This window comes from Sphingomonas trueperi, assembly GCF_011927635.1.
Taxonomy (GTDB): Bacteria; Pseudomonadota; Alphaproteobacteria; order Sphingomonadales; family Sphingomonadaceae; genus Sphingomonas; species Sphingomonas trueperi.
Window position 1 is genome coordinate 142,603 of the sequence record NZ_JAATJB010000010.1, and the last position, 26,408, is coordinate 169,010.

The window sequence follows — 26,408 nt, forward strand, 5'->3', positions numbered from 1 at the left end:
GCCTATATAGGCGCGATGACCGACCTCGCTACCGGCCCCCTGGCCGATCTTATCGCCGATCGCCTGCGCACCGCGCTCGCCCCCTCGCACCTCCATGTCAGCAACGACAGTGCCCAGCATCGCGGGCATCTGGGCGACGACGGCACCGGCGAAAGCCATTTCACCGTCACCATCGAGAGCCCCGCATTTGCCGGGCTCAATCGCGTCGCCCGCCAGCGCAAGGTGAACCATGTTCTCGCCGATCTGCTTGCCACGCGCATCCACGCTCTGGCGATCAAGGCGACCGCGCCGGGCGAATGAGCACGCGAATCGCGCGCCCGGCGGCGCGGATTTTGCTGCTCGACGGCGCAGGGCGCGTGCTGCTGTTCCGCTTCGATCCCAGCGACCGGCCGCCCTTCTGGTGTACGCCGGGCGGGGCGGTCGATCCGGGCGAAAGCTATGCGGACGCTGCGAGGCGCGAGCTGTGGGAGGAGACGGGCATTTGGGCCGAGCCCGGGCCGGAGGTGGCCCGGCGGGTCGTGGAATTCGTGACGATCGACGGCGTGCCGGTCTGGGCCGACGAGCGCTACTTCCTGGTGCGCACCGAAGTGGAGGCGATCGCGACCGGCGGCCATACCGCGCTCGAGCAGCGGGTGATGCGCGGCTGGCGCTGGTTCACCAGCGACGAGATCGCCGCGCATGACGAGCCGATTTTCCCGGAGGATCTGCTGAAGATGCTGACGGCGCTCGAACTGTAGCGGGCCACGCACCCCCTCCCGCAAGCGGGAGGGGGGATTCAGAGGCTCATTCCCGTCCGAGCAGCACGCGGGCCTGCCCCGCGATCTGCGCCAGCATCGCAGCGTTCGGCACCGCCGACTGCCGCGCACGCCGCACCAGCGCGCTGAACTGGTCGACGCGGGCGCGGTGCTCGGCGAGCCAGGCGTCCACCGCCGCCTGCGGGTCCTGCCCGTCGACGCGGCCGAGGAAGTCCAGCCGCAGCTGCTGGAAGTCGCGGGCCAGGCCGGCGATCAGCAGGCGTTCCCACACGTCGCCGGTGGTGATCCGCGCCGCGGTCGCCTGCGCCCAGTCGAGCCCCAGCGCCTGGCCGAGCGACGTGAAGGCGCGGGTGAGCACCACTTCGTCAACGCCGCTGCGCTGGCCGAGATCGGCAAGGCCGATGCAGCCGTCCAGCTCGAACACATGGACCACGCGGTTGACGAGTTCGTGCGGCGCGCCGGCGGCGGTCAGCTTGCCGATGATCCGATCGGCCTGGGCACGCACCTCGGTGAGCATCAGGCTCTTGGTCTCGCGACCCAGCGCCTCGATGCCGGGCTGCAGGCGGGCGATCACCTCGGCCGGGCTGGCGCCCGGGCGGGTGATGCGCAGCAGATCGGCGATCTGGCCGCGCACCGCCACCGCCAGCTCGTCGAGCAGCGCGACGCGGGCGCCTTCGCTGATCTCGGCGGTTTCCACCGCTTCCCAAAGCGCGGGCAGGCCGAGCAGCCGTTCGGCGACGACGAACATCGCGGCGATGTCGCGCATCGACGCGCCTTCTTCCTCGGCCAGCTCGAACGGGTGGAGCACGCCGAGGCGGTTGACCACGCGATTGGCGAGCTTGGTCGCGACGATCTCGCCCCGCAGCCGATGCTCGTCGATCGCCTTGGCGAAGCGCGCCTGCATCGCCTTGGGGAAGGCGGCGTGGAGGTCGCCGGCCAGGGCCGGATCATGGCCGAGCTCGCCCTGCTCGATCGCATCCTGCAGCGCCAGCTTGGCCGAGGCGAGCAGCACCGCCAGCTCGGGCCGGGTGAGCCCGCGACCTTCCTGCGCGCGGCGCAGCAGGTCCTCGTTCGAGCCCAAGCCCTCGACATTACGGTCGAGGCGGCCATTGGCCTCCAGGATCTCGATCACCCGCACATAGCTGGGCAGGTCGAGCGCGCCGTCATTCTCCATGAAGGAGAGCGCCAGCGTCTGGAGGCGGTTGTCCTCCAGCACCAGGTGCGCCACGTCGTCGGTCATCGACACGAGCAGCGTATTGCGGTCCTCGAAGCCGAGCCGGCCCTCGATCATCTCGCGGTTGAGCGCGATCTTGATGTTGACCTCGTTGTCCGAGCAGTCAACACCGGCCGAATTGTCGATGAAGTCGGTGTTGAGGCGGCCGCCGTTGCGCGCGAATGCGATGCGCGCCGCCTGGGTCACGCCGAGATTGGCGCCTTCGCCCACCACCTGCGCACGCACCTGCTCGGCATTGATGCGGATGCGGTCGTTGGCGGGATCGCCCACCTCGCCGTTGCTCTCGCTCGCCGCCTTCAGATAGGTGCCGATGCCGCCGAACCACAGCAGCCCGACTCGCGCCTTGAGGATCGCGATCATCAGGCCGTTGGGATCGATGCTGTCGACGTCGAGGTCGAGCAGCGCCTTTACCTGCGGGCTGAGCGGGATCGACTTTTCGGTGCGCGGGAACACGCCGCCGCCCTCGGAGATGAGGTCGAGGTTGTAATCCGCCCAGCTCGACCGCGGCAGCGCGAACATGCGCGCACGCTCCTCCCAGCTCTTCGACGGATCCGGATTGGGATCGAGGAAGATGTGGCGATGGTCGAACGCCGCGACGAGCTTGATCGCCTTGGACAGCAGCATGCCGTTGCCGAACACGTCGCCCGACATGTCGCCCACGCCCGCCACGGTCACCGGCTCGGACTGGATGTCGGTGCCCATTTCGAGGAAGTGGCGGCGGACCGAGACCCAGGCGCCCTTGGCAGTGATGCCCATCGCCTTGTGGTCGTAGCCGACGCTGCCACCCGAGGCGAAGGCGTCGCCCAGCCAGAAATTGCGCTCGATCGCCAGTGCATTGGCGACGTCCGAGAAGGTCGCCGTGCCCTTGTCCGCCGCGACGACGAAATAGGGGTCGTTGCCGTCGAGCACGGTCACGCCCGGCGGATGCACCACCTCGCCGGCGACGATGTTGTCGGTGATCGACAGCAGCGCGCGGATGAAGATGCGGTAGCTCTCGGTGCCCTCGGCCAGCCAGGCGTCGCGATCGACGGCGGGCGAGGGCAGATGCTTCGGATAGAAACCGCCTTTGGCGCCGGTCGGCACGATGACGGCGTTCTTCACGCGCTGCGCCTTCATCAGGCCGAGGATTTCGGTGCGAAAGTCGTCGCGGCGATCGGACCAGCGCAGGCCGCCGCGGGCGACCGGGCCGGCGCGCAGGTGGATGCCCTCGACGCGCGGGCTGTACACCCAGATTTCGCGCCAGGGGAGCGGGGCGGGGAGGCCCGGCACCTTGGCCGAATCGAGCTTGAACGCGAGCGCCTCGGCACCGGCGGGCGCAAAGGCGTTGGTGCGCAGCGTGGCGAGCACCACGCCCTTGAACAGCCGCAGGATGCGATCGTCGTCGATCGCGTTGACTTGGCCGAGGCCAAGGTCGATCGCGCGTTCGGCATCCTCGATCGCTTCGGCTTCGCCGCCGCGTGCGGGATTGTGTGCGGCTTCGAACCGCTCGACCAGCGCGGTGGCGACGAGCGGCGCGCGGCGCAGCGCGTCGACCACGGTGCCCAGGCCATACAGCATGCCGGTCTGGCGCAGATAGCGGAACCAGGCGCGCAGCAGCACCACCGCCGACGGGCTGAGGCCCGCCTCGACGATCAGCCGGTTGAACAGGTCGTTCTCGGCGCGGCCTTCGAGCACCGCGGCCACCGCCGCCTCGACGGTCGCCGGGTCGGTATCCAGCATCTCGCTGGGCGTCGCCGGCTCGACCTTGAAGTCGTGGATGAAAGCGCCGTTGGTCAGCTCGGTCGGCACTTCCTCGATCACGCGGAAGCCGAAATTTTCGAAGGCCGGGACCGCGTCCGACAGCGCCAGCGCGCCGCCCAGGCGGTACAGCTTGATCCGGTATTTGCCCGGCTCGCCCTTGAGCGGCACGATCCGCACCGATCGGGCATGTTCATCCTCGAGCCCGCCGATCCGCACCATGTCTTGCGCGGCTTCCTCGGGGGTGTGGGTGAGGCGGTAGACGTCGGGGAAGGCGTTGGCGAGGCGCAGCGACAGGCGGGCGGCGCCGCTGCCGGCGATCTCGCTCAAACACGCTTCCACGGCCGGCGCCCAGCCGCGCACCATGCGGGCGATGCGCGCGTCGAGCTCGGCTTCGTCGGGCATCGTCGTGTCGCCGCGCAGGTCGAGCGTGTAGCGCAGCTGCGCCAGCACGCCGTCTTCCAGCGCGATCGACCAGTTGATCATCTTGGCGTGCGCCGCCTCGGTCAGCATGGTGCCGATCGTCTCGCGATGGCCGGCGGCGACCTGCTCGCGCGGCAGCCAGACGAAGGCGAACAAATGGCGGCCGAGCGTGCTGCGCACCAGCACCAGCTTCGAGCGCGGACGGTCCGCGACCGACATCGCGGTGAGCACCAGGCTCTCCAGCGCCTCAAGGTCGAAGGCGGTGGTCAGGTCGTGCGGCAGGCCGGTGAGGGCATGCGTCATCGCCTTGCCGGTATGGCCCGAGGGATCGAAGCCGAACTTCGATTCGAGCATCTCCAGCCGCCCGCGCAGCATCGGCACCATCGCCGGGGGTGTGTTCAGCGCCTGGCTGGTCCACAGGCCATAGTGGATCGAAAGGCCGGTGACGTCCTGGCCGGTCATCAGCGGCGTGACGACGATGTCGAGCGGCACGCGACGATGCACGGTGGAGGTGGCGTTGGACTTTAGGAGCAGCGGGATCTCGCCGCCCATCTCGAAATAATCGATCGCCAGCTTGCGTGAGGTATCGGCGAGCAGCGGCACTTCATGGGTGTAGCGGGCAAGGCCGATCTGGTCGCTGCTCTCGCCGCTGACCGACCATTTCTCATGGCCGAGCAGCGTCATCGCATCGTCGGCGAACCAGCGGAGCAGCGCCTCGCCTTCGCGCGAGGGAACGCGGGCGCCGTCGATCGACAGCGCCTGCTGGAGCGGGCGCCAGTCCGAGACCACGTCGCGGACATGCTCCAGCACGCGCTCGATCTCGCTGGTCAGCGCGCGGCGGGTGCGGGCGTCGGCGCGCTCCATCTCGATGTAGATCATCGACTCGGGCGACGCATCCTTCGCCTTCTCGCCGATGTCGGTCACCACGCCCTTGGCGTCGCGCTCCACCGGCAGGATCGGGTGAATGATGCGGAAGATGCTCAGGTCGAACGAGGCGATCGCCGCCGCGATCGAGTCGACCAGGAACGGCATGTCGTCGTTGATCACGGCGAGCCGCATCTTGCGGCTGGCATCGTCCTGATAGGTTTCGAGATTGAGCCGTACCGTCTGCGACGGGCGTTCCGCCGCCGTTTCCGCGACGAACCGCGCCACCTCGGTGCGCTCGGTGTCGTCCAGTCCTTCCAGCTCTCCGGGCAGGGCACCTTCGAAGATCCGATCCTCAAAAGCCTGCATGATCTTTTTTTCTAGGTTCTTCATGAATGCGGCTATGCTCCCGGGCGAAGGCCACCTCAAGTCTGGAAAAACCGGGAGGAAAGGCGCAGAAGCGCCCTCCGCCCCGGTGGGACTCAGGCCGCCGCGCGGCGGACGGCGCGGTCGGTCAGTTGCGCGTCGTCTTCCAGCTTGGCGATGATGTCGAGGCCCTGCTCGCCCGCACGCGCCAGCAGCAGCACGAATTCGGCCTGGCCCGGCGCCATCGCGACGCGGGCGAGCGGCGGCCGATGGCGCAGCGCCTCGACGGCGCGGGCGAAGGCGGCCGGGCGGCGCTCGCCGGCCACCGAAGCGCGCAACTCGCGCTCGGCCGCGACGACGCCTTTGATCCCACCGGGGGTGATCTCGAGGAAGGCGTCGAGCCCGTCCGCCGGGACCGCGAGGCGCCGGGCATGGGTGAGCACGGCGGCGAATTCGGCGAGCCGCGTCTTGTCATAGTCGGCACCGAAGACGAGCTTGGCCACCGGCGTCATCGGCGCGCGTGCCTGGGCGGCGATCCCCGCCTCGGCGAGCAGCGCGGCATAGCCTTGCGTGTCCTTCTCTGCGGCGATCGCGAAGCCATAGGCGCGATCGAGTGCGCGGTAGAGCGCCACACGGCCACGCAGCTCCGAGGCGCGGGCGGCGGCGGCCGACTCGCGCGCGAGCATCAGCTGGTCCGCCAGAGGCGAGGCGACTTCGGTGCGCGGTACTTCGGCGGTGGCGGGCGAATCGAACCCGGCGCTGGGGCCGTCGGCCCAGACCGGCTGGGTCGGCGCGGGATGCGGCACCGCGCGGCGCGACGCCTCGATCTCGGCATCGAGTCGCGCCTGCATCTCGGCGTCGACCACTTCCTTCCAGTTGATCACGCCGTAGATGAAGTCGATCGTCTCGGGGTTGGAGGCGAATGGCATCAGGATGCCGCGGTAGAACATCTGGTGCCCGCGCTGGCCGACGAACTCGGCCTCGAAGCCGATCGGCGCGCGGTTGGCGATGATCTGCAGATAATGGTCGGTCAGCCGCGACAGCAGCGAACGGCTGGGCACCTCGCCGACATGCGCGATCGGCCCCTCGATCCCGCATTCCTCGCGCAGCGCGGTGCCGAGATAGCGGATGGCGGGGTTCTCGATGCCGGCGGTGAAATCGAGCAGCACGCTGTTCGGGCCGAAATCGGCGATGTTCTCGGGATCGAGATCGTGGATCGCGGGGTAGGGGCGGCCGCGCAGCAGCGAGACCCAGTGGTTATAGGCGCGCACGTGCATCCGCCGCTCGTCGCCGCCGATCGCGACGGGGCGCTCGTCGATCGCCTCGTCCGCCGCGGGCACGGGCTCGGGATCCGTCGGACGATTGATGCCGCGAGCCATGTTCATGCGGATGCTCCACTGCGGGCAAGGAAGGGCCCGAAAACGCTGATCCGGCGCCTTGTGCAGGGTCCATGGTAAATGCTGCGTAAAAGGCGGATCAGGAAAAGCCGCGGGAATGGCGTGGGCCAAGAAAGTTGCCGACGGTGCACGGAGACGCTTGCATGCGCCCGGAACGGCTGGTAAGCGCGCCCTCCTCCGGGCAAGCCAGCGCCCGGCACCGGGCGCCGCTTTAGCTCAGCTGGTAGAGCATCGCATTCGTAATGCGGGGGTCACAGGTTCGAGTCCTGTAAGCGGCACCACTACATCTAGTGAACATCGTTAGAAAGCCGCGGAAAACTGCGGTAAAATGGGCCTAACGCGGTCCCATATTTCCTCATTATGCTCCGCTGTGGCCCACTCAAAAGGGGCCACGAATCATGGAGCCACGAACGCTTCAGGAGCCGTGGTCCCATGCTTACCGTGGTCCAGATTCGAGCGCTTCAGCCGGCACCCCGGCCCTTCAAGGTTTTCGACTCGGAGGGGCTCTATCTGCTCGTTCAACCCAGCGGCGCCCTGCTCTGGCGGTTCCGCTATCGCTGCTGCGGGATCGAGCGGAAGCTGTCGCTCGGCGGCCTCCCCGACGTATCGCTCCAGCAGGCTCGAAGGGCTCGGGACGTGGCGAAGGCCGAACTCGATGAAGGGATCGATCCGGTCGAGGAGAAGCGGCAGAAGCGTCTCCAAGCAGATCTGGCGAAGACCACCTTCGAGGTCGTCGCGACGGAGTATATCGAAAAGATGGAGCGGGAGGGGAGGCCGGCGGCCACCCTCAAGAAGGCGCGCTGGTTTCTGGAACTGCTAGCGGGCATAGCCGGCGGCCGATCGCGGCGATAACCCCGCACGAGTTGCTCGACGTGTTGAAGCGGGCCGAGCGCCGAGGGCATCATGAAACGGCGGTGCGGCTACGCTCCTTCGCAGGCCGCGTGTTCCGCTATGGCTTCGCAACGCTGCGCACCGAAAAGAACCCGGCGGACATTCTCCGGGGGGCGCTGACCGTCCCTCGTGTGAAGCACCACGCCGCGATCGTTGAACCGAAGAAGGTGGGCGAATTACTTCGGGCGATCGAAGACTATCAGGGTCGCCCGGAGACGTTGTATGCACTGCGGATCGCTCCGCATGTGTTCCTGCGGCCGGGCGAACTCCGGCAAGCGAAATGGAGCGAGATCGACTTCGCCGAGGAGGTCTGGCGCGTGCCTGCGGAGCGCATGAAGATGAAGCAGCCGCACGCTGTGCCGCTCTCCCGGCAGGTGCTGTATCTGCTCCAGGATCTGCGCTCGCTTGCGCGATCCAGCGAGTTCCTTTTCCCCGCGCTGCATACGACGTTGCGTCCGATCTCCGACAACACGCTGAATGTCGCACTTCGGCGCCTGGGCTTCGAGCATGACGAATGACCAGCCACGGCTTCCGGGCCATGGCGGGCACGCTGCTCAATGAATCCGGCTTTTGGCACCCCGATGCGATCGAGCGTGCGTTGGCCCATGGCGAACGGGATCGGGTCCGGGCAGCCTATCACCGAGGTGCTCACTGGGATGAGCGGGGCCGCATGGCGCAGTGGTGGTCTGACTACCTTGACCAGCTTCGGGTCGGCGGTGCGGTGATCAAGGCGAAATTCCGAAAGCGCGGATAGAGTTGGCCTAATCGCCTGCGGTGAAGGGAAACCAACCGATCGAAATACGCTCGTCAAAATAAGCACTTACCGCAATGCAGCAAAAATGAAGCCCCAGGGGTAAGGCCCCACTCCCCTTTTCGTAAATCGGGTTCGAAGCACAAACGCGATCGGGTTGGGCAACTACGAACTCCGGAGATGTCCCACGATCGATCGGCAGCTGGCGACCAGATTAAGACGTTCACCAGAGGTGTATCGAACGGCGGATCGCATCGAAACCTGTCGTCGACGATGTGTGTGGAGGCGGGTTTTCAACTCGCCTCCAACAACGACCTCAGTTCGGCAAGAAGTCGCGAATTGCGTCGGCGATTACCAGTGCATGCGTTTCGAGCGCGAAATGCCCGGTGTCGAGGAAGCGTATCTCCGCGTTCGGCAGGTCGCGGCGATAGGCCTCGGCGCCGGCGGGCAGGAAGAACGGATCGTTCCTGCCCCAGATCGCCAGCAAGGGCGGCTGGTGCTCCCGGAAATAGGCCTGGAAGGCCGGATAGAGCGCAACATTGCTGGCATAATCGCCGAACAGGTCGAGCTGGATCTCGTCGATCTCGTCGCCGCCGGTGTACCAGGCGTCGAGCGCGCTGCCATCGGGGGACAGCAGGCTGGTGTCGGGCACGCCATGCTCATATTGCCAGCGGATCGAGGCGGGGGTGAGCAATTCCCGCAGGGCCTCACGGTTTTCCGGGCTGGGATCGCGCCAGTAGCGCTGGATCGGACTCCAGCCGGTGCTCAGTCCCTCTTCATAGGCATTGCCGTTCTGCGAGATGATCGCCGTCACCCGTTCCGGATGCGCCATGGCGAGGCGCAGGCCGGTGGGGGCACCATAATCGAAGATGTAAAGCGCATAGCGCTGAAGGTCGAGCACCTCGGTGAAGCGCCCGATCACCCGCGCCAGCGCATCGAAGCTGTAGGTGAAGCGGTCGCGCGGCTTGACCTCGGTCTGGCCGAAGCCGGGCAGATCGGGCGCCACGAGGTGGAAGCGATCTGCCAGCAGCGGGATCAGGTCGCGAAACATGTGGCTCGACGTAGGAAAGCCGTGGAGCAGCAGCAGCGTCGGACGGCTGGGGTCCCCGGCTTCGCGGTAGAAGACGACGTGGCCGTCGACGTCGACGGTGCGATAGCGGATGGTGGTCATTGTGGACTCCTCTCGTAGTGTGCGCCGCCGGGCGGTGCGCCCGGCGGGCGTTCGCGGTCAGGCCTGGGCGGCCATGGTGCGGGCGACCTCGGCGGCGCTGATCCCCTCCAGCGCCAGGCCATAGGCGGTGCCCTCGTCGATCAGGCGGCGCAGTTGCGTGGTCAGCGCGATGCGGGTGTAGCGGCTGGTCAGCGGCGGAAGTGCCGCGATGCCGTCGGCGATCGCATGCGCGCGGGCGAGCAGGCCATCGGCGGGCACGATCTCGTTGACCACGCCCCAGTCCCTGGCCGTCGCGGCGTCCAGCACCTGGCGGGTCAGCAGGAAATAGCGCCCGCGCACCGAGCCGATCACATGCGGCCAGAGCAGGTGCATGCCGTCGCCGGGGACGATGCCGAATTCGAAATGCGGCTTGTCCTGGAACACCGTCTCGGGCGTGGCGAGGATGATGTCGGTCAGCAGCGCATATTCGCTGTGGAGCAGCACCGGGCCGTTGAGCGCGGTGATCATCGGCACTTCGATGTCGAGCAGGTTGGACAGGACCTTGCGACCCTCGCGCAGGATCTTGTCATAGCCCTGGGGCGTGAAGAAATCGAAACCGTCGGGCTCGATCACGTCCATGAAGGCGTCGCCCGTGCCGGTGAGGATCACCACGCGATTGTCGCGATCCTCGCCGATCTGGTGGAATAGGTCGACGAACTGCTCGTGGGTGTGGCCGTTGAAGACCAGCTTGCCGCCATTGCTGTGCAGCGCCACCTCCAGGACGCCATTGTCCTTGCGCGTGAGGCGGGCGTTGGGGAAGGCGTCGCGATAGGTTTCGAACTTTGCCATGTCGTGTCTCCAAAGTTGAGCCTGGTGGGCGCGCGCCGACGGCATGTCGACGCGACGACAGGGGCGGGACAGAAGGGCTGCCCGGCCCGTTCCTTCAAAATGTTGTTCGGCAGGTCAGCGCGGGCGCTTCGGACTCTGCGCTGGCGACGATCGCGTGTCCGGCGTCGACCTGTTTAGCTACGGCAGCGCGGGCGGCGCGATAATGCGCAAAAGTCGAAACTCATTCTTGCACGCCTGCGCCGTCCGGGCGGACGGCGTGCAATCCATCGGTTTCGTTCTAGCGGCCTTGCGGATCCAGATGATAATCCGGGCCATCAGAGGCTGTTTCTTGCGGGCGTCAAATGGATCGACTGGAGATGTTGCGGACGTTCATCGCGGTTGCCGACAAGGGCAGCTTCGCGGAGGCGGCGCGCAGCCTGAACATGACGCCCTCCACCGCCACCCGCGCGATCAAGGACCTGGAAGAGTCGCTGGGGCTGACGCTGCTGATGCGCACCACCCGTTCGGTGCGGCTGACTGAAGCCGGCGAAGGCTATATCGGCCGCTGCCGCGCGGCGCTGGCGGAGCTGGACGCAGCCGAGCGGGACGTGCGCGGCGTCGGGGCCAAGCCGCACGGCACGTTGGTCGTCACCGCGCCGATGGTGTTCGGCCGGCTCCACATCGTGCCGGTGATCGACGCGGTGATCCGCGCTAATCCCGATCTCAACATCCGCCTGCTGCTGCTCGATCGCGTGGTGCGGATGGTGGAGGAGGGGATCGACATCGCGGTGCGCATCGCCGATCTCTCGGACAGTGCGTTCCACGCCGTGCGCGTCGGCGAGATCCGCAAGGTGGTGACGGCGAGCCCGGCCTATCTCGCGCAGCATGGCGAGCCGACCAGCGTCCCCGAGCTTGCCGCGCACCGGCTGATCCATTTCGACGGGCTGGCCGGGCCGCCGGGGGAATGGCGCTTCGGCGCTGCCGGGCGCCCGGCGCTCCGGCTCGAACCGCGGCTGATCGTCAACAGCGCGGACGCAGCGATCCAGGCGGCGTGCCTGGGGATGGGGATCACGCGCGCGCTCTCCTACCAGGTGGCGGACGATATCGCCGCGGGACGCCTGAAGCGGCTGCTGGTCGACCAGGAGCCGCCGCCCGTCCCGGTGCACCTGCTGTTCCAGGGCCAGCGATCCGCCTCGCCCAACCTCCGCGTGTTTATCGAGGCGGTGAAGCAGTATTTCCGGACCGCGCGGCTCGGCTGAGCCGGGGCAGGACGGGTGCGCAGGCCCTTGCGGGAAGAGCCTGCGCACCTGGTTCATGCCGCGGCGCGGTCGTGAAACGGATAGTCGGTGTAGCCGCGCGCATCGCCACCATAGAAGGTCGCGCGGTCATAGGCGTTGAGCGGCAGGCCGAGCCGCAGCCGCTCGGGCAGGTCGGGATTGGCGATGAACGCGCGGCCGAACGCCACCGCATCGGCATCCCCGGCCTCCAGCAGCGCTTTGGCGCCGACGCCGTCGAACCCACCTGCCGCAATGATCGTGCCGCGGAACAGCGGCCGAAGGTGGCGCACCGCGACCGGTTCGGCTTCGACGATCAGCTCCGTGCCCTTGATGCGCGGCTCGACGACGTGGAGATAGGCGATGCCCAGTGCATCGAGCTTCCGCGCGACATAGCCGAAGGTCGCCTGCGGATCGCTGTCGAACATCGATCCGTAGGTGCCGCTGGGGCTCAGCCGTACGCCGACGCGATCGGCACCGAACGCATCGATCGCGGCCTGCGTCGCTTCCAGCAGGAAGCGCGCGCGGTTCTCGATCGGTCCGCCATAGTCGTCGGTGCGGCGGTTGGTGCCGTCCTGCAGGAACTGATCCGGCAGATAGCCATTGGCGCCGTGGATCTCGACGCCGTCGAACCCGGCGGCGCGGGCCCGCGCCGCGCCCGCGCCGAACTCGGCGATGATCGCCGGGATTTCGTCCCGCTCCAGCGCACGCGGCATGCTGAACGGGACCGGGCCGTGCGTGGCATAGCCATAGCCCTCGGCCGCCGCGATAGCTGAGGGCGCGACCGGCGCCGCGCCGTTCGGCTGGATGTCCGGATGCGATTGCCGGCCGACATGCCACAGCTGCAGCACGATCTGCCCGCCCTTCGCATGGACGGCGTTGGTCACCGCCCGCCAGCCCTCGATCTGGGCATCGTCATAGATCCCCGGCGCGCCGGCATAGCCATAGCCCTGCCGCGAAATCGGCGTTGCCTCGGACACGATGAGCCCGCCCTTGGACGCGCGCTGGGTATAGTATTCGCGCATCAATGCGCTCGGGCGATCGCCGGGATCGGCGCGCATGCGGGTGAGCGGGGCCATGACCACGCGATGGCCGAGCGAAAGGGCACCGGCGCGGACCGGTGTGAACAATTTGGACATGGGACTTCCTCTTCGATGGGGCTTCAGGCGACCGGCACCAGCGCCTCGACACGGGCGATGGCGCGCCGGACGGCAGGGCGCTGCTCAACCTCGGCGTACCAGCGGGCGACGTTGGGCGCGGCTTCCAGGCCGACCCCGGCGAATTCGCGGCGCCACAGCCAGCCGAAATGGGCGATGTCGGCGATGGTGAAGGCGTCGCCGGCGGCGAAGCGGCGTGTCGCCAGTACCGCGTCGAGCACCGCGACGGTGCGCTTCGCCTCTCCGGAGAAGCGTTCGATGGCGAGCGGCTGCGGCTCGGCGGCGAGGCGCTGGAAGAAGCCCGCTTGGCCGAAGGCGGGGCTCAGGCCGGAGGCGTGGAAGAACAATTGCTCGAACACGCGCGCCCGCGCCTCGCCCGAGGCGGGGAGCAGCTTGCCGGCCTTCTCGGCGAGATAGACGAGGATCGCGGCGGACTCGGTTAGCACCAGGTCATTGTCGACCAGCACCGGTACCTTGGCGTTCGGGTTGAGCGCGATGAAGTCGGGCAGCTTCTGCTCGCCCTTGCGGATGTTCACCGCGTGAAGCTCATAGTCGAGGCCGAGTTCTTCCAGTGCGATCGGCACCTTGATGCTGTTGGGCGTGGCGAAGGCATAGACGTCAAGCATGAGAGTCCTCCTTGGAGTTGAAGCGGGCCCGGAGCAGCGGGGCGGCCATCGCGACCAGCGCCGGGATCGGGCTACCGGTGCTCTGGTAGGCGAGCAGCCCGTCGAGGACCGCGGGTGCGGCGCTGGTCCGCATTAGCCATGTCAGCATCGACGGTCTCCTTGTTCGCCTCGGCGGATCCGAAGACGTGTCGACGAAATGCCTCTTCTGTTGTGGACATGGCAGCCGCGCCTGCGCGATAACGTCCATTCCGAGGAGGAATGACGTGGACCGATATCAGGCAATGGCCACCTTCGTGCGGGTGGTGGAGACCGGCTCCTTCTCGGCGGCGGCGCGGCATCTCAACGTGGGGCAGCCGGCGGTATCCAAGACGATCGCGCAGCTGGAGGGCCGGCTGCAGGTGAGCCTGCTGATCCGCTCGACCCACGGCCTTACCCCGACCGAGGCGGGGCAGCGCTTCTACGAGCGCGCCAAGCTCGCCATCCAGGAGGCCGACGAGGCCGAGCTTGCCGCGCGCGGGGCGAGGGCGGGCCTTTCCGGCTGCCTGCGGGTCTCGGCGGCCACGACCTTCGCGCGGCTGCATGTCGTGCCGCTGCTGCCGCGCTTCCTGGCACAGCATCCCGAACTGGAGATCGACGTGATCCTCGACGATCGCGTGATCGACCTGATTGCCGAGGGCATCGACGTCTCGCTGCGGATGGGGGCGCTGCCAGATTCCTCCGCCGTGGCGCGCAAGCTGGCGACCGGGCGCCGTTCGGTGCTGGCAACGCCCGGCTATCTCGCCCGCGCCGGCGCGCCGCAAAGCCCGGCCGACATCGCCGCGCACGATACCGTGTTGTACAGCCAGCTCTCCAACATCTGGTCGTTCCAGCGCGACGGCACCGAAGCGTCGGTGACGGTGCGCAGCCGGGTGCGCGTGAGTGCGGCCGAGGGTCTGCGCGCCGCGGTGCTGAGCGACATGGGGCTGACCATCGCGTCGGACTGGATGTTCTGGTCCGAACTGGCGAGCGGGGAAGTCCGCCGGGTGCTGACGGACTGGACGCTGCCGCCGATCGACCTCTGGGCCGTGTTCCCGGCCGGGCGCATGGCGAGCGCCAAGGCGCGCCAGTTCGCCGCCTTTGTCGAGGCAGCCATGGCGGGCCACCAGGCTACATCGCCAAACTAGCAGCGGCGGCTGCTCATTCCCCGGAGGAATGGACGTTAGTCGCCGGGCGCGGCTGCACCGGCGGGGTGCGGTGGCGCATCTGTGCCTTGCCACTACGGACAAGGACCACCCCCATGACTCTCCAAGCCAAGCTCGATGCTTTCAAGGCCGATTTCGAAGCCGGCAAGCCGCCCTACAACGTGCCGCCCTCGGTGATCGCAACGATGCGCCGCGCGACGGCGGAGCTGATCGCCAGCGGTGCCGCAGCCGAGGCGCGCAAGGCCGGCGACAAGGCCCCGGCCTTCACCCTCAACGATCCCGACGGCAATCCCGTCTCCTCGTCGGCGCTGCTCGCCAACGGGCCGCTGGTCGTCAGCTTCTCTCGCGGGGCCTGGTGTCCCTATTGCAACATGGAGCTGCAGGCGCTGCAGGAAGCGCTGCCGGCGTTCCAGGCACTGGGCGCGAACCTCGTCGCCATCTCGCCGCAGACCGCGGTGAACAGCCGCAAGTCGGTGCGCCAGAATGCGCTCGATTTCCCGATCCTGTCGGACACCCATAACGATGTCGCCGCCGCGTTCGGCCTCCGCTTCGCGCTTCCCGACTATCTGGTCGAACTTTACCAGAGCCTCAAGAACGACCTGCCCGCGTTCAACGGCGACCCCAGCTGGACCCTGCCGATGCCGGCCCGCTACGTGATCGGCCAGGACGGCACGATCCTCTATGCCGAGGTGAACCCGGATTACACCCGCCGCCCCGAGCCCGAGGACATGCTCCCGGCGCTCCGCCGCGCCGTCGCCCTTTCAGCCTGACCCTCCGCCCGGCCGCGCCGGCGGCCGGGCCTTTCGGGAGCAGTCCCATGTCGCGTACCTTTCTCGTCACCGGTGCCAGCAAGGGCATCGGCCTTGCGCTCGCCCAGCGCCTCCATCGAAGCGGCCACCAGGTTGTCGGCCTCGCACGCCGCTCGACGGCGGACTTTCCCGGCACGCTGGTGCTGACGGACCTCGCCGATCCGGAGGCGACCGAGGCGACGCTCCGCGAGCTCCTCGCCCGTTTCCGCTTCGACGGTGTGGTCAACAATGTCGGGCTGGTGCGCCCCCAGCCGCTCGGCGCCGTCGAACTGCCCGTGCTGGAGGAGGTGCTGCGCGTCAACCTCCACCCCGCGCTGCAGGCCGTGCAGGCGCTGCTGCCGGGGATGATCGAGCGCGGCTGGGGCAGGGTGGTCAACATCACCAGCCTGACCGTACTCGGCGCGCTCGAGCGCACCGCCTACGCCGCTGCCAAGGCCGCGCTGGCCAGCTTCAGCCGCAGCTGGGCGCTGGAACTGGCGACCACCGGCATCACCGTGAACGCGGTGTCGCCCGGTCCCACCCAGACTGCGCTGTTCCGCGAGAACAATCCCGTGGGCAGCAGCGGCGAGCAGCGCTATCTGGCGCAGGTGCCGATGCGTCGCCTGGGCTGGCCGGACGAGATCGCGTCGGCGATCGCCTTCCTGCTTTCCGACGATGCCGGCTTCATCACCGGCCAGACGCTGCATGTCGACGGCGGCGCCTCGATCGGCAAGGCGGCGTTCTAAGACAGCATGGTGCCGTCTGCACTCAGGGGGCGGTGCGCTGGCGAAGCAACTGCAGGCACCAGTCCGTGAACGCGCGCACCTTGGCCGGCCGATGCTGGCGGGTGGGGTACAGCGCGTAGAGCGGGAAGGTTTCGCCCGGCCAGTCCGGAAAGAGCTCGGCCAGCGCGCCGCGCTCCAGAAGGTCGCGGCTGCCCAGTTCGAGGATCTGCGCTATTCCCGCACCCCCGCAGCAGGCGCGGATCATCGTGTCGACGTCCGAGACCATCAGCCGCGCCGGCTGGCGGACGGGCAGCACCACATCCCCCCGTCGAAATTCCCAGGCGAAGGGGCGGCCGCTGCGGGGATCCTGATAGTCGATGCAGGCGTGGTCGATCAGTTCCCGCGGGTCGGCCGGGCGGCCCTGCGCGGCGATATAGGCGGGCGAGGCCACGGTCAGGATACGCGTCTCCAGCAGCTTGCGCGCGGTGACCCCCGCCGAGGGCGGCTCGCCGAAGCGGAGCGCCATGTCGAACCCGTCGGCGACCAAGTCGCCGATCTGCTCGCGCATCAGCAATTCGAGCCGCAGCTCCGGATGCGCGGCGAGGAACGCGGTCAGCGCCGGCGCGAGCACCAGCCGCGAGAAGAACGGATCGACGTTGACCCGCAACCTGCCGCGGACCCGCTGGCTGCTGCCGGCGGCTTCGAGCGCGGCCTGTTCGATCCCTTCGAGATGCGGGCCCACCTGTTCCCAGAACCGCCGCCCTTCGTCGGTAAGGCGCAGGCTGCGCGTCGTTCGGTCGAGCAGCCGCACGCCGACGCGGGCTTCCAGCCGCTGGATGGCGCGTCCGACGCCCGACTGGGTCAGCCCCAGCGCCTCGGCAGCGCGGGTCATCGTGCCGGCCTCCACTACCGCCATCAGCACCGTCACACCCGAGAGCAGCCGTCCGTCATACCCCATGGTTCCATGACTCCTTATCCGGAATGTCTGGACGAAACGGCGCTACGCCCGCCGGAGTTGCCGCGCCATAGCGATGGGGTGTTTTGAGGAGAATCGCATGACGGAAGCTTCGACTGCCCTTGTTCTCGGCGCATCGCGCGGGCTTGGGCTCGCCCTTGCCGAGGAATGGCTCGGCCGCGGCTGGAGGGTGATCGCGACGGCGCGCGGCGCATCCGAGGGGCTCGACGCGCTCGCGCGTCGTTATCCCGATGCCCTCGCGATCGAGCAGGTCGACATCAACGCGGCGGACGCAGTGCGGACGTTGCGCGCGCGGCTGGACGGGCGGCGGCTCGACGTGCTGTTCGTCAACGCCGGCATCGCGCGCGCGATCGAGGCGAGCCCCGCCACCGCCGACGAAGCCGATTTCCTCGACATGATGCTCACCAACGCCTTTTCGCCGGTCCGTGCTGCCGAACTGCTGCGCGACCTGGTGCCCGCGGGCGGGACGATTGCGGTCATGACCTCCGAGCTGGGCAGCATCGAGCACGCGGGGGGCGGCTGGCAGCTCTATTCCTCCAGCAAGGCCGCGCTCAACATGCTGATGAAGGGCTATGCGGCAAAGCATGCAGGCGACGGGCATGTGCTGCTCCTGGTTGCGCCGGGCTGGGTGCGGACCGACATGGGCGGTAGCGATGCCGCCCTGTCGATCGAGGAGAGCATCCCGCTGGTCGTCGACATGATCGAGGCCAATCGCGGCGAGCCGGGGCTCCGCTATGTCGACCGGTTCAACCGGCGCATTTCCTGGTGAGACCGGGATCGGCGGCGGCCCGGCGGTCGCCGCCGATCTCCAGTATCAACGGGCGGGCAGCGTGCGGCCGAGAAAGTCCTGGATCAGCGGCACGATCTCGTCGGCCTTGTCCTCCAGCGCGAAATGGCCGGAGTCGATCAGGTGCAGTTCGGCCTGGGGATTGTCGCGCAGATAGGCCTTGGCGCCGGCGACGACGAAGCATTCGTCCTTGGCACCCCATACGATCAGCATCGGCGGCTTGCGCGTGCGGAAAAAGGCCTGGAATTGCGGATAGAGCGCAAGGTTGGTGCGATAATCATAGAACAGGTCGAGCTGGATCTCGTCATTGCCCGGCCGATCGAGCAGCGCCTGGTCGTGACCCCACGTATCCGGGTCGACCCGGCTGGGGTCCGACACGCCGTTCAGATATTGCCACTTGGTGATCTCCGGCGTCACCACCTTGCGCAGCGCGTTGCGATTGGCGGGGCTGGGATCGGCCCAGAGCGCCTGCACCGGCTTCCAGAAGTCCTGGATGCCGTCGAGATAGGCATTGCCGTTCTGGACGATCAGGCCGGCGACGCGGTCCGGGTGGCGCAGCGCCAGGCGCAGGCCGATCGGCGCGCCATAATCCTGGATGTACATCGTGTAGCGGGTGACGCCGATCTGATCGAGCAGCGCCTCGGTGACGTCGGTCAGGTGCGCGAAGGTGTAGGCGAACTGGGTGTGATCGGGGGCGCTCGACTGGCCGAAGCCGGGATAGTCGGGCGCGATCACATGGTAGCGCGTGGCCAGCGCGGGGATCAGGTTGCGATATTGGAAGGAAGAGCTCGGAAAGCCGTGGAGCAGCAGCACGGTCGGCGCGTCCTTGGGGCCGGCTTCGCGATAGAAGATGTCGAGGCCCTGTACCTTGGCCGTGCGGTAGTGGAGTACCGTTTCCGGCGCCTGCACGGTAGCCCGGCTTGCGGGCTCGGCGGCATGCGCAGCGGGTGTGCCGAAAGCGAGAGCGGCGGCAAGCGTGCCGGCGGCGAGTGCGTTCATCATGGTCTGCTCCTTGAGCGAAGGACTTGGATACCCCTTTGTGGCTCTCGGCAGATCGGATGATAATCGGCGGATGCTGAAGTTCATCCTTGCGATTCCGATCGATAATCGCCGCGCGTCGACGCGACGAAGTCCAGCACCGCCTTGGCGAAGGCCTCGGGTTCCTCGAGATGCGCGAAATGCCCGCTCTGCTCGAACAGGACCTGGCGAGCGTCGGGCAGATGTTCGGTCAGACGGTCTGCAAATTCCGGACCGAGGATGAAGTCGTCCCGGCCCGCCATCACCAGCGTCGGCGTGGTCAGTGTGGCCAGTCGGTCGCGGACGTCGAACGGCGCGGAGTCGCCGACCAGGAAGGTGGCGTGCAAGCGGCGGCGCAGCGCCGCCAGCACTTCGGCGGAGCGGGCTGGATTGGAGAAATAGGCAGGCAGCAGCCCTCGCAGCGTCGCGGTATAGGCGGCGTCGCTGCGGATCGCCGGCAGCCCGTTCCAGGCTGCGCGCACGCTCTCCGCGTCGGGGGTATCGCGATGGCGGCGTACGAAGTCGTCGATCCGCGCGGCCGCCGCAGCCATGAAGCCCCCGCCGGTACTGGCAGCGCCGGCATATAGCAGCAGGCCCGCCACGGCGTCCGGCCGGCGCAGCGCCGCTTCGAGGACAACAAACGCGCCGTGCGAATGGCCGAGCAGATACGGGCGGTGCACCGCCATGGCGTCGAGCAGCGCGACCAACTGGTCGGCGAAGCGATCGACCGAATAGCCCATCGGGTGCGTCGGCAGCCGCCCGGACGCGCCGGTGCCGATCGGATCGAGATAGACCATGGTGCAATGCGCTTCGAGCAGCGGCATGCGCAGATAACCGGAATCGATCCCCGGTCCGCCGGAATGGACGATGCAGCAGGGGCCGGTGCCCGCGACGTGGACATGCTGCGGGATGTCCGCGACGATCAGGGTGTGGCTACCCTGCGGGAAAGGGGATGGCATGGGTTCGCTACCAATATCGGGTGGGCGGAATGCAGAACCCGGCCCGCGCCATCGTGGCGCAGGCCGGGCAGGTTCGCACGTGGGGGAGGCGTGCGGGTCAGGCGGCCTGGGCGGCCGGCCTGGTCCATTCATTGCCCTGCATGAAGCTGTCGAGCGGGGTGTGGACGATGTGGTTGGTGTAGTTGCTCATCACCTTGGTCGCGACGCCGAGCACGACCTCGAGCACGTTCTGGCGGGTAAAACCGGCGGCGAGGAACGCGTCCACCTCCGCGGTGTCGACCCAGCCGCGGTTGCGCACGACCAGCGTGGCGAAGCGGTGCAGCGCCTCCAGCCGCGCATCGGGCAGCGGGGTGCCGGCACGCAGCGCCGCGATGACGCCGGCGTCCATCTTCTGCATCTTGGCCAGGGTGGTGTGGCCGGCCATGCAGTAATGGCATTCATTCTCGAAATTGGCGGTGAGGTAGACCACCTGCTGCTCATGCGCGGTCAGGCTGGTCTTCGAGAACAGGTCCCACAGCGCGGTGTAGCCGGCGAGCAGCTCGGGCGATTCCGCCATATAGGACTGGAGATTGGGGACGAAGCCGAAGGCTGCCTTGACGCCTTCGAAGATCGGGCGGGCGGCGGCCGGGGCGGTATCGACGGTGTAGGCGGTAAAGTCGGTCATGGGTCGTTCCTTTCCTGGGGTGATGCGTTCGACAGGCAGGGAAATGCCGTTTCCCACCGCGGCGACGAAGACCGCTTGGCCGACTAATGCCTATGCCTGCCGAGAATGGGTTGGCAGTGGCCGGTCTCAGCCGGGATGCCGCGCGAGGAAGTCGAGGATCCGCTGCGCGATGGCATCGGTGGCTTCGTCGAGCGCGAAATGGCCGGCGTCGAGCAGCTGGATCTCGGCATCCGGCAGGTCGCGCCGATAAGCCTCGGCGCCGGCGGCGACGAAGGACGGATCGTTGGCACCCCAGGCGACCAGCGTCGGCGGCCGATGCGTGCGGAGCCATGCTTGCCAGACTGGGTAGGCGGCGACATTGGTCCGATAGTCGTAGAGCAGCGCCGCCTGGATCGCGCGCTGTCCCGGCAGGGCGAGATGGGCGGCCTCGTCGGTCCAGCTGTCGGGATCATAGCGTTCCGGATGGCGGGTGCCGGCAAGGTGGCGCTGCTTCGTGGCGTCGAACGAGAGGAAGGCGTCCACCACCTCCGGATGCGCGGCCGGTGCCGCCCAATACTCCGCGATCCTCGTCCATTTCGGGCCGAGGCCTTCGCGATAGGCATTGCCGTTCTGGACGATCAGCGCCTGCAACCGCTCCGGATGCGCGAGGATCATGCGGTAGCCGACCGGCGCGCCGTAATCGTGCAGGTACAGCGAATAGCGACGGATCCCCAGCTGGTCGAGCAGCGCGCCGGTCGTCTGGGCGAGGTGATCGAAGCTGTAGCCATAGGTATCGGGCGACGGCGCGTCGCTCTGGCCGAAGCCGGGATAGTCGGGCGCGATCAGGTGATAGCGCGTCGCCAGCAGCGGGATCAGGTTGTTGAATTCACGCGACGACGATGGGAAGCCGTGGAGCAGGACGATCGTCGGTGCGTCCCTCGGTCCCGCCTCTCGGTAGAAGATCCCGACGCCTTCGACCTGCACCTTGTGGAAGCTGGTCGTCGCCGAAGTGGAGGGCAGGGGCGGCGCAGGCAGCGCCGGCGTGGCGGCACTGAGGGCGAGGGCCGCAAGCTGCTGGAACATGGAAACCTCCGAAGGTTGTGGAGTTGCGCAGGTCGCCGGTCGACAGGGCGGTCAATGGAGCGCGGCGAGGAGCCCGTCGCGAAGCCACGCCCCCAGCCAGCCGCCCACGATGGCGGCGCTGGCCGCTTCGCCATGCTCCTCCGCGAGGGCAGTGCAGAGCGCGCCGAATTGCATGCCTGCCTCCAGCTGGAGGATCGCCGTCGCCTCAGCCTGCTCGATCGTGCGGAAGCTGGGGTTGAAGCCGTCGCGCCAGAGCAGCACGGCGCCAGGGGCGGGCAGGCGCTGGGCGGCGGGCGGAACGGTGCCGTCGACAAGCGCCTGCCACAAGGCGGCGGCATTGGTCTTCACGGGCAGCATGGCGAGGTTGGGAACGAAAGCGAAGCGCGCCGTCTCCCATTCTACGGCGCCCAGCGCCTCCACGAGGAAGGGGGCAATGTCGGGCGTGGTGAACGCCGCCGCCAGCGCCCATTCGATACGCGCCAGTTCGGCGCATTCCGCATCGTCGGGGTAAAGCGCCGCGATGGTCGCCGGGAAGTCCTCGCCATAGGCGTCGAGCGTCCAGGCGGAGGGCGGCGAGGCTTCGATATGCCGTGCGGCGGCGGCGAGGAACGCCGTCTCGCCCAGCCAGCGCTGCAGCTGCGGAAAGCTGCTCTCCAGCGCGGCGACCAGCTGGCTGCGGTAATTGTTGAGATAGACATCCAGACCCGGATCGTCGCCCAGCCGGGTCGCCGCGTCCGGGCACTCGCCCTGCAGCCAGCGGCCGAAATCCGCCTGGAGCGCCGCCAGCCTCATGCCGCCACCCGCAGCGCGGCAATGGCGCGCGCGTGATCGAGTTCGGCAAGCAGCTCGGCGAGCGGGGGAATGGCGTCGTCGCGCTCGATCATCGTCGCGACCGGCCCGACACGCTCCAACGCTTCGGCATAGAGCGCCCAGACGGGATCGGGCACCGGCCGGTCATGGGTGTCGATCAGCAGCGTCTCGCCGCGACTGTGCCCGGCAAGGTGGATCTGCCGCACGCGCGCGGCGGGAATGCCGGCCAGATAGGCATGCGCGTCGAAGCCATGGTTGGTCGCGCTGACGAAGATGTTGTTGACGTCGAGCAGCAGCTCGCAGCCGGTGCGGGCGCAGAGCGCGTCGAGGAACGCCCATTCGGTCATGTCGGCGCCGTCGAACGCGATGTAGCTCGACGGGTTCTCGATCAGCATCGTGCGGCCGAGCGCGGTCTGCGCCGCGTCGACATTGTCGCACACGGTCCGCAGTGCTTCCTCGGTATAGGGCAAAGGGAGCAGGTCGTGCGACTGGAAGTCGCCGAACCGCGTCCAGCAGAGATGGTCCGAGACGAACAGCGGCTCGACCGCGTCGACCAGCGCGCGCAGGCGCTGCATATAGTCGCGATCCACGCCGTCGGCCGAGCCGATCGACATCGACACGCCGTGCAGCGCCACTGGATGACGCTCGCGCACCCGGCGCAAGATGTCCCGCGGGCGGCCGCCGGGAACCATGAAATTCTCGGAGATGACTTCGACGAAGTCGACCGGGACCGGCGCTGCGGCCTCCAGAAAATCGGCATAGTGCGGCTTGCGCAGCCCCAGGCCGAAAAGATGCGGATGGGGCATGCCCTTCCTCCTTCCAAACGAGGCGGCCCGGCGGGGAGGCCGGGCCGCCGGGCGCGTCACTTCGGCTCGGTCAGGCTGCCGCCCGCCGCCTTGCAGGCCTTGGCGGACACCGCCTTGAAGCCCTGGCCCTTGCATTCGTTCTGGCCCTTGCAGTCGTGGTTGCCCGACTTGCAGTCCGACGTGCCCTTGCAGCTGTTGATGCCGTAGCAGTGGACGACCTTGCCCGCCGAAGCGGCCGGGGCGGCGACGCTGACGCCGGAGAGCGCGACGAGGGCGGCGGTGGCGGCGATGCTGGCGCCGGTCTGGAGCGTGATCATGGTTAGGTTCCCTTGGATAGATGGGTGCCGGATCGGCCTTCCATCTACGGGCCGGCGCGGGGGCCGGTTACACGCTCACCATCGCAGGACGCGCGGGCCGATCAGCGCACCCAGTCCAGTCGCCAGCAGGATGCCGAGGCTGTACCAGGTCAGCACGAACACCGCGGCATATTCGTCGCAGTGGAGGCAGTAGATGGTGGCGGCCCAGGCACCCGCGGCCAGGCCCGCGGCAGCACCTGCCGCCCGCAAATTGGTCGGCGCCAGCTTCCGGAACGACCAGAGCAGCCCGAGGAAGATCGGCACTGCGAGCAGCAGCACCCGCCACGGGCAGCGGTTCCAGCTGCCGCCCAGCCACATCGAGAGCCAGTCGCGCATCGGCGTGCGGATCATTTCCTCGATGGCGAGCGCTGCAAGCAGCAGGATCGGCAGCGCCAGCGGCCACAGCATGCGCAGCGATCCGCCCTCCGGCCGCGCCAGCCGTACGGTCGCGGTGACCGCGATCAGCCCCAGCGACAGCGTGTAGGCCCATTTCATCCAGAAGGAGAAGCCGAACATCGCCTGCGGAAAGTCCGGCCGCATGCCGAACAGCGCGAAGACCAGCCCGATGCTCACCACGCCGCCGCCGGCGATGCCGAGCGCGATGCGGCGCCCGATGAAGCGCGGCGGGATGGCACGGACGTCGGCGGACAGCGCCGCGATCAGCCGCTCGGTGCTGTTGGTGTCGGGGTCGTGCGCCATCATTCGTGCCCCCGCAGCCGCGCGGCGAGCGCCTTGAGCCCGCGATGGACCGATACCTTGACGTCGGACTGGCCGATCCGCGCGCCCTCGGCCGCTTCGGCGACGCTCAGGCCCTCCAGATGCGTGTCGCGGATCGCGCGCGCCTGCTTGTCCGACAGGCCGGAAAGCAGGCGATCGACATCGACACGCGCGGTCACCGCCTCCTCGAAGCCTTCCGTGATCAGGATCGCCTCGACCTCCTCGATCGGCACCGAAACGCGGCGCCTGCGGAGATGGTCGATCAGGCGGTAGCGGGCGACGGCGTAGAGCCAGGCGGTGAACGGTCGATCGCGGTCATAGGTGCCGCGCTTGGTGTGAATGGCAATCAGCGTTTCCTGCACCAGATCCTCGATATCCTCATCCCCCCGCATCCGGCGGCGAAAGAAGCTGCGCAGCAACGGGACGAGCGCGCGCAGCAACGCCGCATGCGCCGCGGCATCGCCGTCCAGTCCTGCCGTCATCCACGCTCGTAGCTCTGCTTCGCTGTGCCGCATTCCCACTCCTGGTCGGGCGTACGTGGGCGAATGGCGGCAGGTTACAGCAGCGATGCAGAAAAGAAATCGCACGGTCGACCCGGCCGGATCTGTAACCGCGCTTTTACCCGCGGCGTACGGCAGCAGGTGACCCGGCGCCTCCGCCTTCCCCGGGGTCACCGCGCGGCGGCCATGCCCCCCTGCGGGCCGCCGCGCGAGAGGCCCCCTCGACGGAGTATTCCCATGATCAAGACGTCCGCCGCGCTTGCCGCGACCCTCGCCCTCGGCATTGCCGCCACCGCCGCCCATGCCCAGCAGCCCAAGATGGAGAAATGCTATGGCGTGGCACTTGCCGGCAAGAACGACTGCAAGGCGGGTGCCGGCACCAGCTGCGCAGGCACCGCGACCAAGAACTATCAGGGCAATGCCTGGAAGCTGGTCAAGGCGGGTACCTGCACGTCGATCAAGACCCCCAAGGGCAATGGTTCGCTGACCCCGAAGGCCTGACGCCCCCCGCCCGGCCGCGCGGGTGGCCGGGCATCCCCTGACGCCTGGAGTCCACCATGCAATCCTTCGCCACCCTCTATGCCCGCGCGGGCGACCTCGCCGCGCGCCTGCTGCCGCCGTCGCTGCTGCTCCTCGTCGCACGGCTGGGCATCGCCGCCATCTTCTTCCTGTCCGGGCGCACCAAGGTGGAAGGCTGGCTGACGATCACTGATTCCACCTATGAGCTGTTCCGCACCGAGTATGCGCTGCCCTTCGCGCCGCCGGTGCTTGCCGCGCATCTCGCGACCTATTCCGAGCATTTCTTCCCGATCCTGCTCGTGCTCGGCCTGTTCACCCGGCCCGCGGCGCTGGCACTGCTGGGCATGACGACGGTGATCGAAGTGTTCGTCTATCCCGATGCCTGGCCGACCCATCTCAGCTGGGCGGGGCTGCTGCTGCCGTTGGTCGCTGCCGGGCCGGGGGCGTGGTCGCTCGATCGGCTGCTCGGGCTGGAGGTGCGACCTGCATCAACGAAAGATCGCTAGGATTTGCGGAAGTCACAATATCGCGCTGCGGTCACCCCCACTTGAGAAAGGTGGTGCGGCTCCCGGCGGTCTGGTGCTTTGGGCTGTTCCACATCTCTAACAAATGTCGAATGTCGGCTCCTGGCAAGCGCTACCGTTCGACATGCCATCGCGGATCGGTAGCTCAGTCCCAAATCCAGTCCCCTGCACCGCGGATCTGAGCGTCGGTCGTTTGCGTCCGCTTCTGGGTTGATCAAACGCCGTGCTGAATGTCCGAAAGTGGGCGCGCAGCTGCCTGACCCCCCGCGCCCGCGTCCCCTGGCCGCTCGCGACCAGGGCCGGCTGAGATAACCTGCCTTTGAGCCGCTCCGATGCATATCGTCAGGAAGGCGTCCAGTTCCCGCCGTCCAGGGAGCCGTTCAAGCACGATCCGCTCGCTCCTGGTAAAGACCGCCGTTGGAGGTGAGATCGCCCATGGCCGTGCCTGGTCGCGCGATACGGGCGCTAGTGACCTGCTCCCCAGAAATCATGCCATTGGTAAGTTAGCTCGTCAGATGGAGACGAGTGATGCGGCGAAGCCGATTTACCGAGGATCAGATCATT

26 protein-coding genes, 1 tRNA gene and 1 pseudogene are annotated in these 26,408 nt (G+C 68.0%); 11 read left to right on the plus strand and 17 right to left on the minus strand.

Annotated features, from left to right (window positions below):
- Positions 1 to 15: 15 nt before the first annotated feature.
- Positions 16 to 300 (plus strand): BolA family protein, encoded by a 285-nt coding sequence (locus tag GGR89_RS15430; protein WP_125972301.1) that lies wholly within the window; start codon positions 16 to 18, stop codon positions 298 to 300.
- Entirely contained in the window at positions 297 to 737 is a 441-nt protein-coding gene (locus GGR89_RS15435) for an NUDIX hydrolase (protein WP_125972303.1), read from the plus strand. The genes GGR89_RS15430 and GGR89_RS15435 overlap by 4 nt, the downstream gene beginning before the upstream one ends.
- A gap of 46 nt (positions 738 to 783) precedes the next feature.
- On the opposite strand, the gene GGR89_RS15440 is transcribed toward GGR89_RS15435, so the two are convergent.
- Both GGR89_RS15440 and GGR89_RS15445 read right to left on the minus strand, forming a co-directional pair.
- On the minus strand, positions 784 to 5,406 hold the full coding sequence (locus GGR89_RS15440) for an NAD-glutamate dehydrogenase (RefSeq protein ID WP_125972305.1): 4,623 nt from the start codon (positions 5,404 to 5,406) through the stop codon (positions 784 to 786).
- 89 nt (positions 5,407 to 5,495) lie between these two features.
- A complete protein-coding gene (locus GGR89_RS15445) occupies positions 5,496 to 6,764 on the minus strand; it encodes a PAS domain-containing protein (RefSeq protein WP_125972307.1) in 1,269 nt (422 codons plus the stop codon).
- 217 nt (positions 6,765 to 6,981) lie between these two features.
- On the opposite strand from GGR89_RS15445, the gene GGR89_RS15450 reads away from it, so the two are divergent.
- Together GGR89_RS15450 and GGR89_RS15455 are read left to right on the plus strand one after the other, a co-directional pair.
- Positions 6,982 to 7,057: transfer RNA gene (locus GGR89_RS15450), tRNA-Thr, on the plus strand.
- 151 nt (positions 7,058 to 7,208) lie between these two features.
- Positions 7,209 to 8,421 (plus strand): annotated as a pseudogene (locus GGR89_RS15455) (tyrosine-type recombinase/integrase).
- A gap of 313 nt (positions 8,422 to 8,734) precedes the next feature.
- Here GGR89_RS15455 and GGR89_RS15460 read toward each other — a convergent pair.
- Together GGR89_RS15460 and GGR89_RS15465 are read right to left on the minus strand one after the other, a co-directional pair.
- Positions 8,735 to 9,589 (minus strand): alpha/beta fold hydrolase, encoded by an 855-nt coding sequence (locus GGR89_RS15460; protein WP_125972309.1) that lies wholly within the window; start codon positions 9,587 to 9,589, stop codon positions 8,735 to 8,737.
- A 57-nt stretch (positions 9,590 to 9,646) separates the two neighbouring features.
- Complete coding sequence (locus GGR89_RS15465; RefSeq protein WP_125972311.1) at positions 9,647 to 10,417, minus strand: enoyl-CoA hydratase/isomerase family protein; 771 nt, start codon at positions 10,415 to 10,417, stop codon at positions 9,647 to 9,649.
- Between the two features lie 341 nt (positions 10,418 to 10,758).
- On the opposite strand from GGR89_RS15465, the gene GGR89_RS15470 reads away from it, so the two are divergent.
- Positions 10,759 to 11,655, plus strand: a complete 897-nt coding sequence (locus GGR89_RS15470) for a LysR family transcriptional regulator (RefSeq protein WP_125972313.1) — start codon at positions 10,759 to 10,761, stop codon at positions 11,653 to 11,655.
- Between the two features lie 53 nt (positions 11,656 to 11,708).
- Here GGR89_RS15470 and GGR89_RS15475 read toward each other — a convergent pair whose 3' ends face one another.
- Genes GGR89_RS15475 through GGR89_RS15485 form a run of 3 tightly spaced genes read right to left on the minus strand, consistent with a single transcriptional unit; the run spans position 11,709 to position 13,601 of the window.
- On the minus strand, positions 11,709 to 12,809 hold the full coding sequence (locus GGR89_RS15475; RefSeq protein ID WP_125972315.1) for an alkene reductase: 1,101 nt from the start codon (positions 12,807 to 12,809) through the stop codon (positions 11,709 to 11,711).
- Between the two features lie 23 nt (positions 12,810 to 12,832).
- The gene (locus tag GGR89_RS15480; RefSeq protein WP_125972317.1) at positions 12,833 to 13,453 is read right to left on the minus strand and encodes a glutathione S-transferase family protein; all 621 of its coding nucleotides are present in this window, start codon (positions 13,451 to 13,453) and stop codon (positions 12,833 to 12,835) included.
- On the minus strand, positions 13,446 to 13,601 hold the full coding sequence (locus GGR89_RS15485) for a hypothetical protein (protein ID WP_164521822.1): 156 nt from the start codon (positions 13,599 to 13,601) through the stop codon (positions 13,446 to 13,448). The genes GGR89_RS15480 and GGR89_RS15485 overlap by 8 nt, the downstream gene beginning before the upstream one ends.
- A gap of 115 nt (positions 13,602 to 13,716) precedes the next feature.
- On the opposite strand from GGR89_RS15485, the gene GGR89_RS15490 reads away from it, so the two are divergent.
- From GGR89_RS15490 to GGR89_RS15500, 3 genes are all read left to right on the plus strand, one after another.
- Positions 13,717 to 14,616: a LysR family transcriptional regulator gene (locus GGR89_RS15490; protein ID WP_125972320.1), complete on the plus strand. Its 900-nt coding sequence runs from the start codon at positions 13,717 to 13,719 to the stop codon at positions 14,614 to 14,616.
- Positions 14,617 to 14,729: 113 nt separating this feature from the next.
- Positions 14,730 to 15,404 carry a peroxiredoxin-like family protein gene (locus tag GGR89_RS15495; RefSeq protein ID WP_125972322.1) on the plus strand — a complete coding sequence of 225 codons (675 nt, stop codon included), beginning with the start codon at positions 14,730 to 14,732 and terminating at the stop codon, positions 15,402 to 15,404.
- A gap of 47 nt (positions 15,405 to 15,451) precedes the next feature.
- The gene (locus tag GGR89_RS15500) at positions 15,452 to 16,168 is read left to right on the plus strand and encodes an SDR family oxidoreductase (RefSeq protein ID WP_125972324.1); all 717 of its coding nucleotides are present in this window, start codon (positions 15,452 to 15,454) and stop codon (positions 16,166 to 16,168) included.
- A 22-nt stretch (positions 16,169 to 16,190) separates the two neighbouring features.
- Here GGR89_RS15500 and GGR89_RS15505 read toward each other — a convergent pair whose 3' ends face one another.
- The gene (locus tag GGR89_RS15505) at positions 16,191 to 17,105 is read right to left on the minus strand and encodes a LysR family transcriptional regulator (RefSeq protein WP_125972326.1); all 915 of its coding nucleotides are present in this window, start codon (positions 17,103 to 17,105) and stop codon (positions 16,191 to 16,193) included.
- 97 nt (positions 17,106 to 17,202) lie between these two features.
- Here GGR89_RS15505 and GGR89_RS15510 point away from each other — a divergent pair, with 97 nt between their 5' ends.
- Positions 17,203 to 17,892 carry an SDR family NAD(P)-dependent oxidoreductase gene (locus tag GGR89_RS15510; protein ID WP_125972328.1) on the plus strand — a complete coding sequence of 230 codons (690 nt, stop codon included), beginning with the start codon at positions 17,203 to 17,205 and terminating at the stop codon, positions 17,890 to 17,892.
- A gap of 45 nt (positions 17,893 to 17,937) precedes the next feature.
- Here GGR89_RS15510 and GGR89_RS15515 read toward each other — a convergent pair whose 3' ends face one another.
- The 9 genes from GGR89_RS15515 to GGR89_RS15555 all read right to left on the minus strand — a co-directional run bounded on the left by GGR89_RS15515 (position 17,938) and on the right by GGR89_RS15555 (position 24,783).
- Positions 17,938 to 18,909, minus strand: coding sequence for an alpha/beta fold hydrolase (locus GGR89_RS15515; protein WP_125972549.1), 972 nt, complete (start codon positions 18,907 to 18,909; stop codon positions 17,938 to 17,940).
- Between the two features lie 83 nt (positions 18,910 to 18,992).
- A complete protein-coding gene (locus tag GGR89_RS15520) occupies positions 18,993 to 19,886 on the minus strand; it encodes an alpha/beta fold hydrolase (RefSeq protein WP_125972330.1) in 894 nt (297 codons plus the stop codon).
- A gap of 97 nt (positions 19,887 to 19,983) precedes the next feature.
- Positions 19,984 to 20,550 (minus strand): carboxymuconolactone decarboxylase family protein, encoded by a 567-nt coding sequence (locus GGR89_RS15525; RefSeq protein WP_125972332.1) that lies wholly within the window; start codon positions 20,548 to 20,550, stop codon positions 19,984 to 19,986.
- A gap of 126 nt (positions 20,551 to 20,676) precedes the next feature.
- Entirely contained in the window at positions 20,677 to 21,612 is a 936-nt protein-coding gene (locus GGR89_RS15530) for an alpha/beta fold hydrolase (protein ID WP_125972334.1), read from the minus strand.
- 51 nt (positions 21,613 to 21,663) lie between these two features.
- Entirely contained in the window at positions 21,664 to 22,404 is a 741-nt protein-coding gene (locus GGR89_RS15535; protein ID WP_125972336.1) for an HvfC/BufC N-terminal domain-containing protein, read from the minus strand.
- Positions 22,401 to 23,228: an MNIO family bufferin maturase gene (gene bufB, locus GGR89_RS15540; RefSeq protein ID WP_125972338.1), complete on the minus strand. Its 828-nt coding sequence runs from the start codon at positions 23,226 to 23,228 to the stop codon at positions 22,401 to 22,403. The genes GGR89_RS15535 and bufB overlap by 4 nt, the downstream gene beginning before the upstream one ends.
- A gap of 56 nt (positions 23,229 to 23,284) precedes the next feature.
- The gene (gene bufA2, locus GGR89_RS15545; RefSeq protein WP_125972340.1) at positions 23,285 to 23,545 is read right to left on the minus strand and encodes a BufA2 family periplasmic bufferin-type metallophore; all 261 of its coding nucleotides are present in this window, start codon (positions 23,543 to 23,545) and stop codon (positions 23,285 to 23,287) included.
- 75 nt (positions 23,546 to 23,620) lie between these two features.
- Positions 23,621 to 24,286, minus strand: a complete 666-nt coding sequence (locus GGR89_RS15550; protein ID WP_241213512.1) for a DUF1109 domain-containing protein — start codon at positions 24,284 to 24,286, stop codon at positions 23,621 to 23,623.
- A complete protein-coding gene (locus GGR89_RS15555; protein ID WP_425338763.1) occupies positions 24,283 to 24,783 on the minus strand; it encodes a sigma-70 family RNA polymerase sigma factor in 501 nt (166 codons plus the stop codon). Before GGR89_RS15555 ends, GGR89_RS15550 begins: the two co-directional genes overlap by 4 nt.
- 255 nt (positions 24,784 to 25,038) lie before the next feature.
- Between GGR89_RS15555 and GGR89_RS15560 the strand changes: the two genes are divergently transcribed.
- Together GGR89_RS15560 and GGR89_RS15565 are read left to right on the plus strand one after the other, a co-directional pair.
- Positions 25,039 to 25,302: a BufA1 family periplasmic bufferin-type metallophore gene (locus GGR89_RS15560; protein WP_084583391.1), complete on the plus strand. Its 264-nt coding sequence runs from the start codon at positions 25,039 to 25,041 to the stop codon at positions 25,300 to 25,302.
- A gap of 56 nt (positions 25,303 to 25,358) precedes the next feature.
- The gene (locus tag GGR89_RS15565; RefSeq protein ID WP_125972342.1) at positions 25,359 to 25,826 is read left to right on the plus strand and encodes a DoxX family protein; all 468 of its coding nucleotides are present in this window, start codon (positions 25,359 to 25,361) and stop codon (positions 25,824 to 25,826) included.
- Positions 25,827 to 26,408 lie beyond the last annotated feature (582 nt).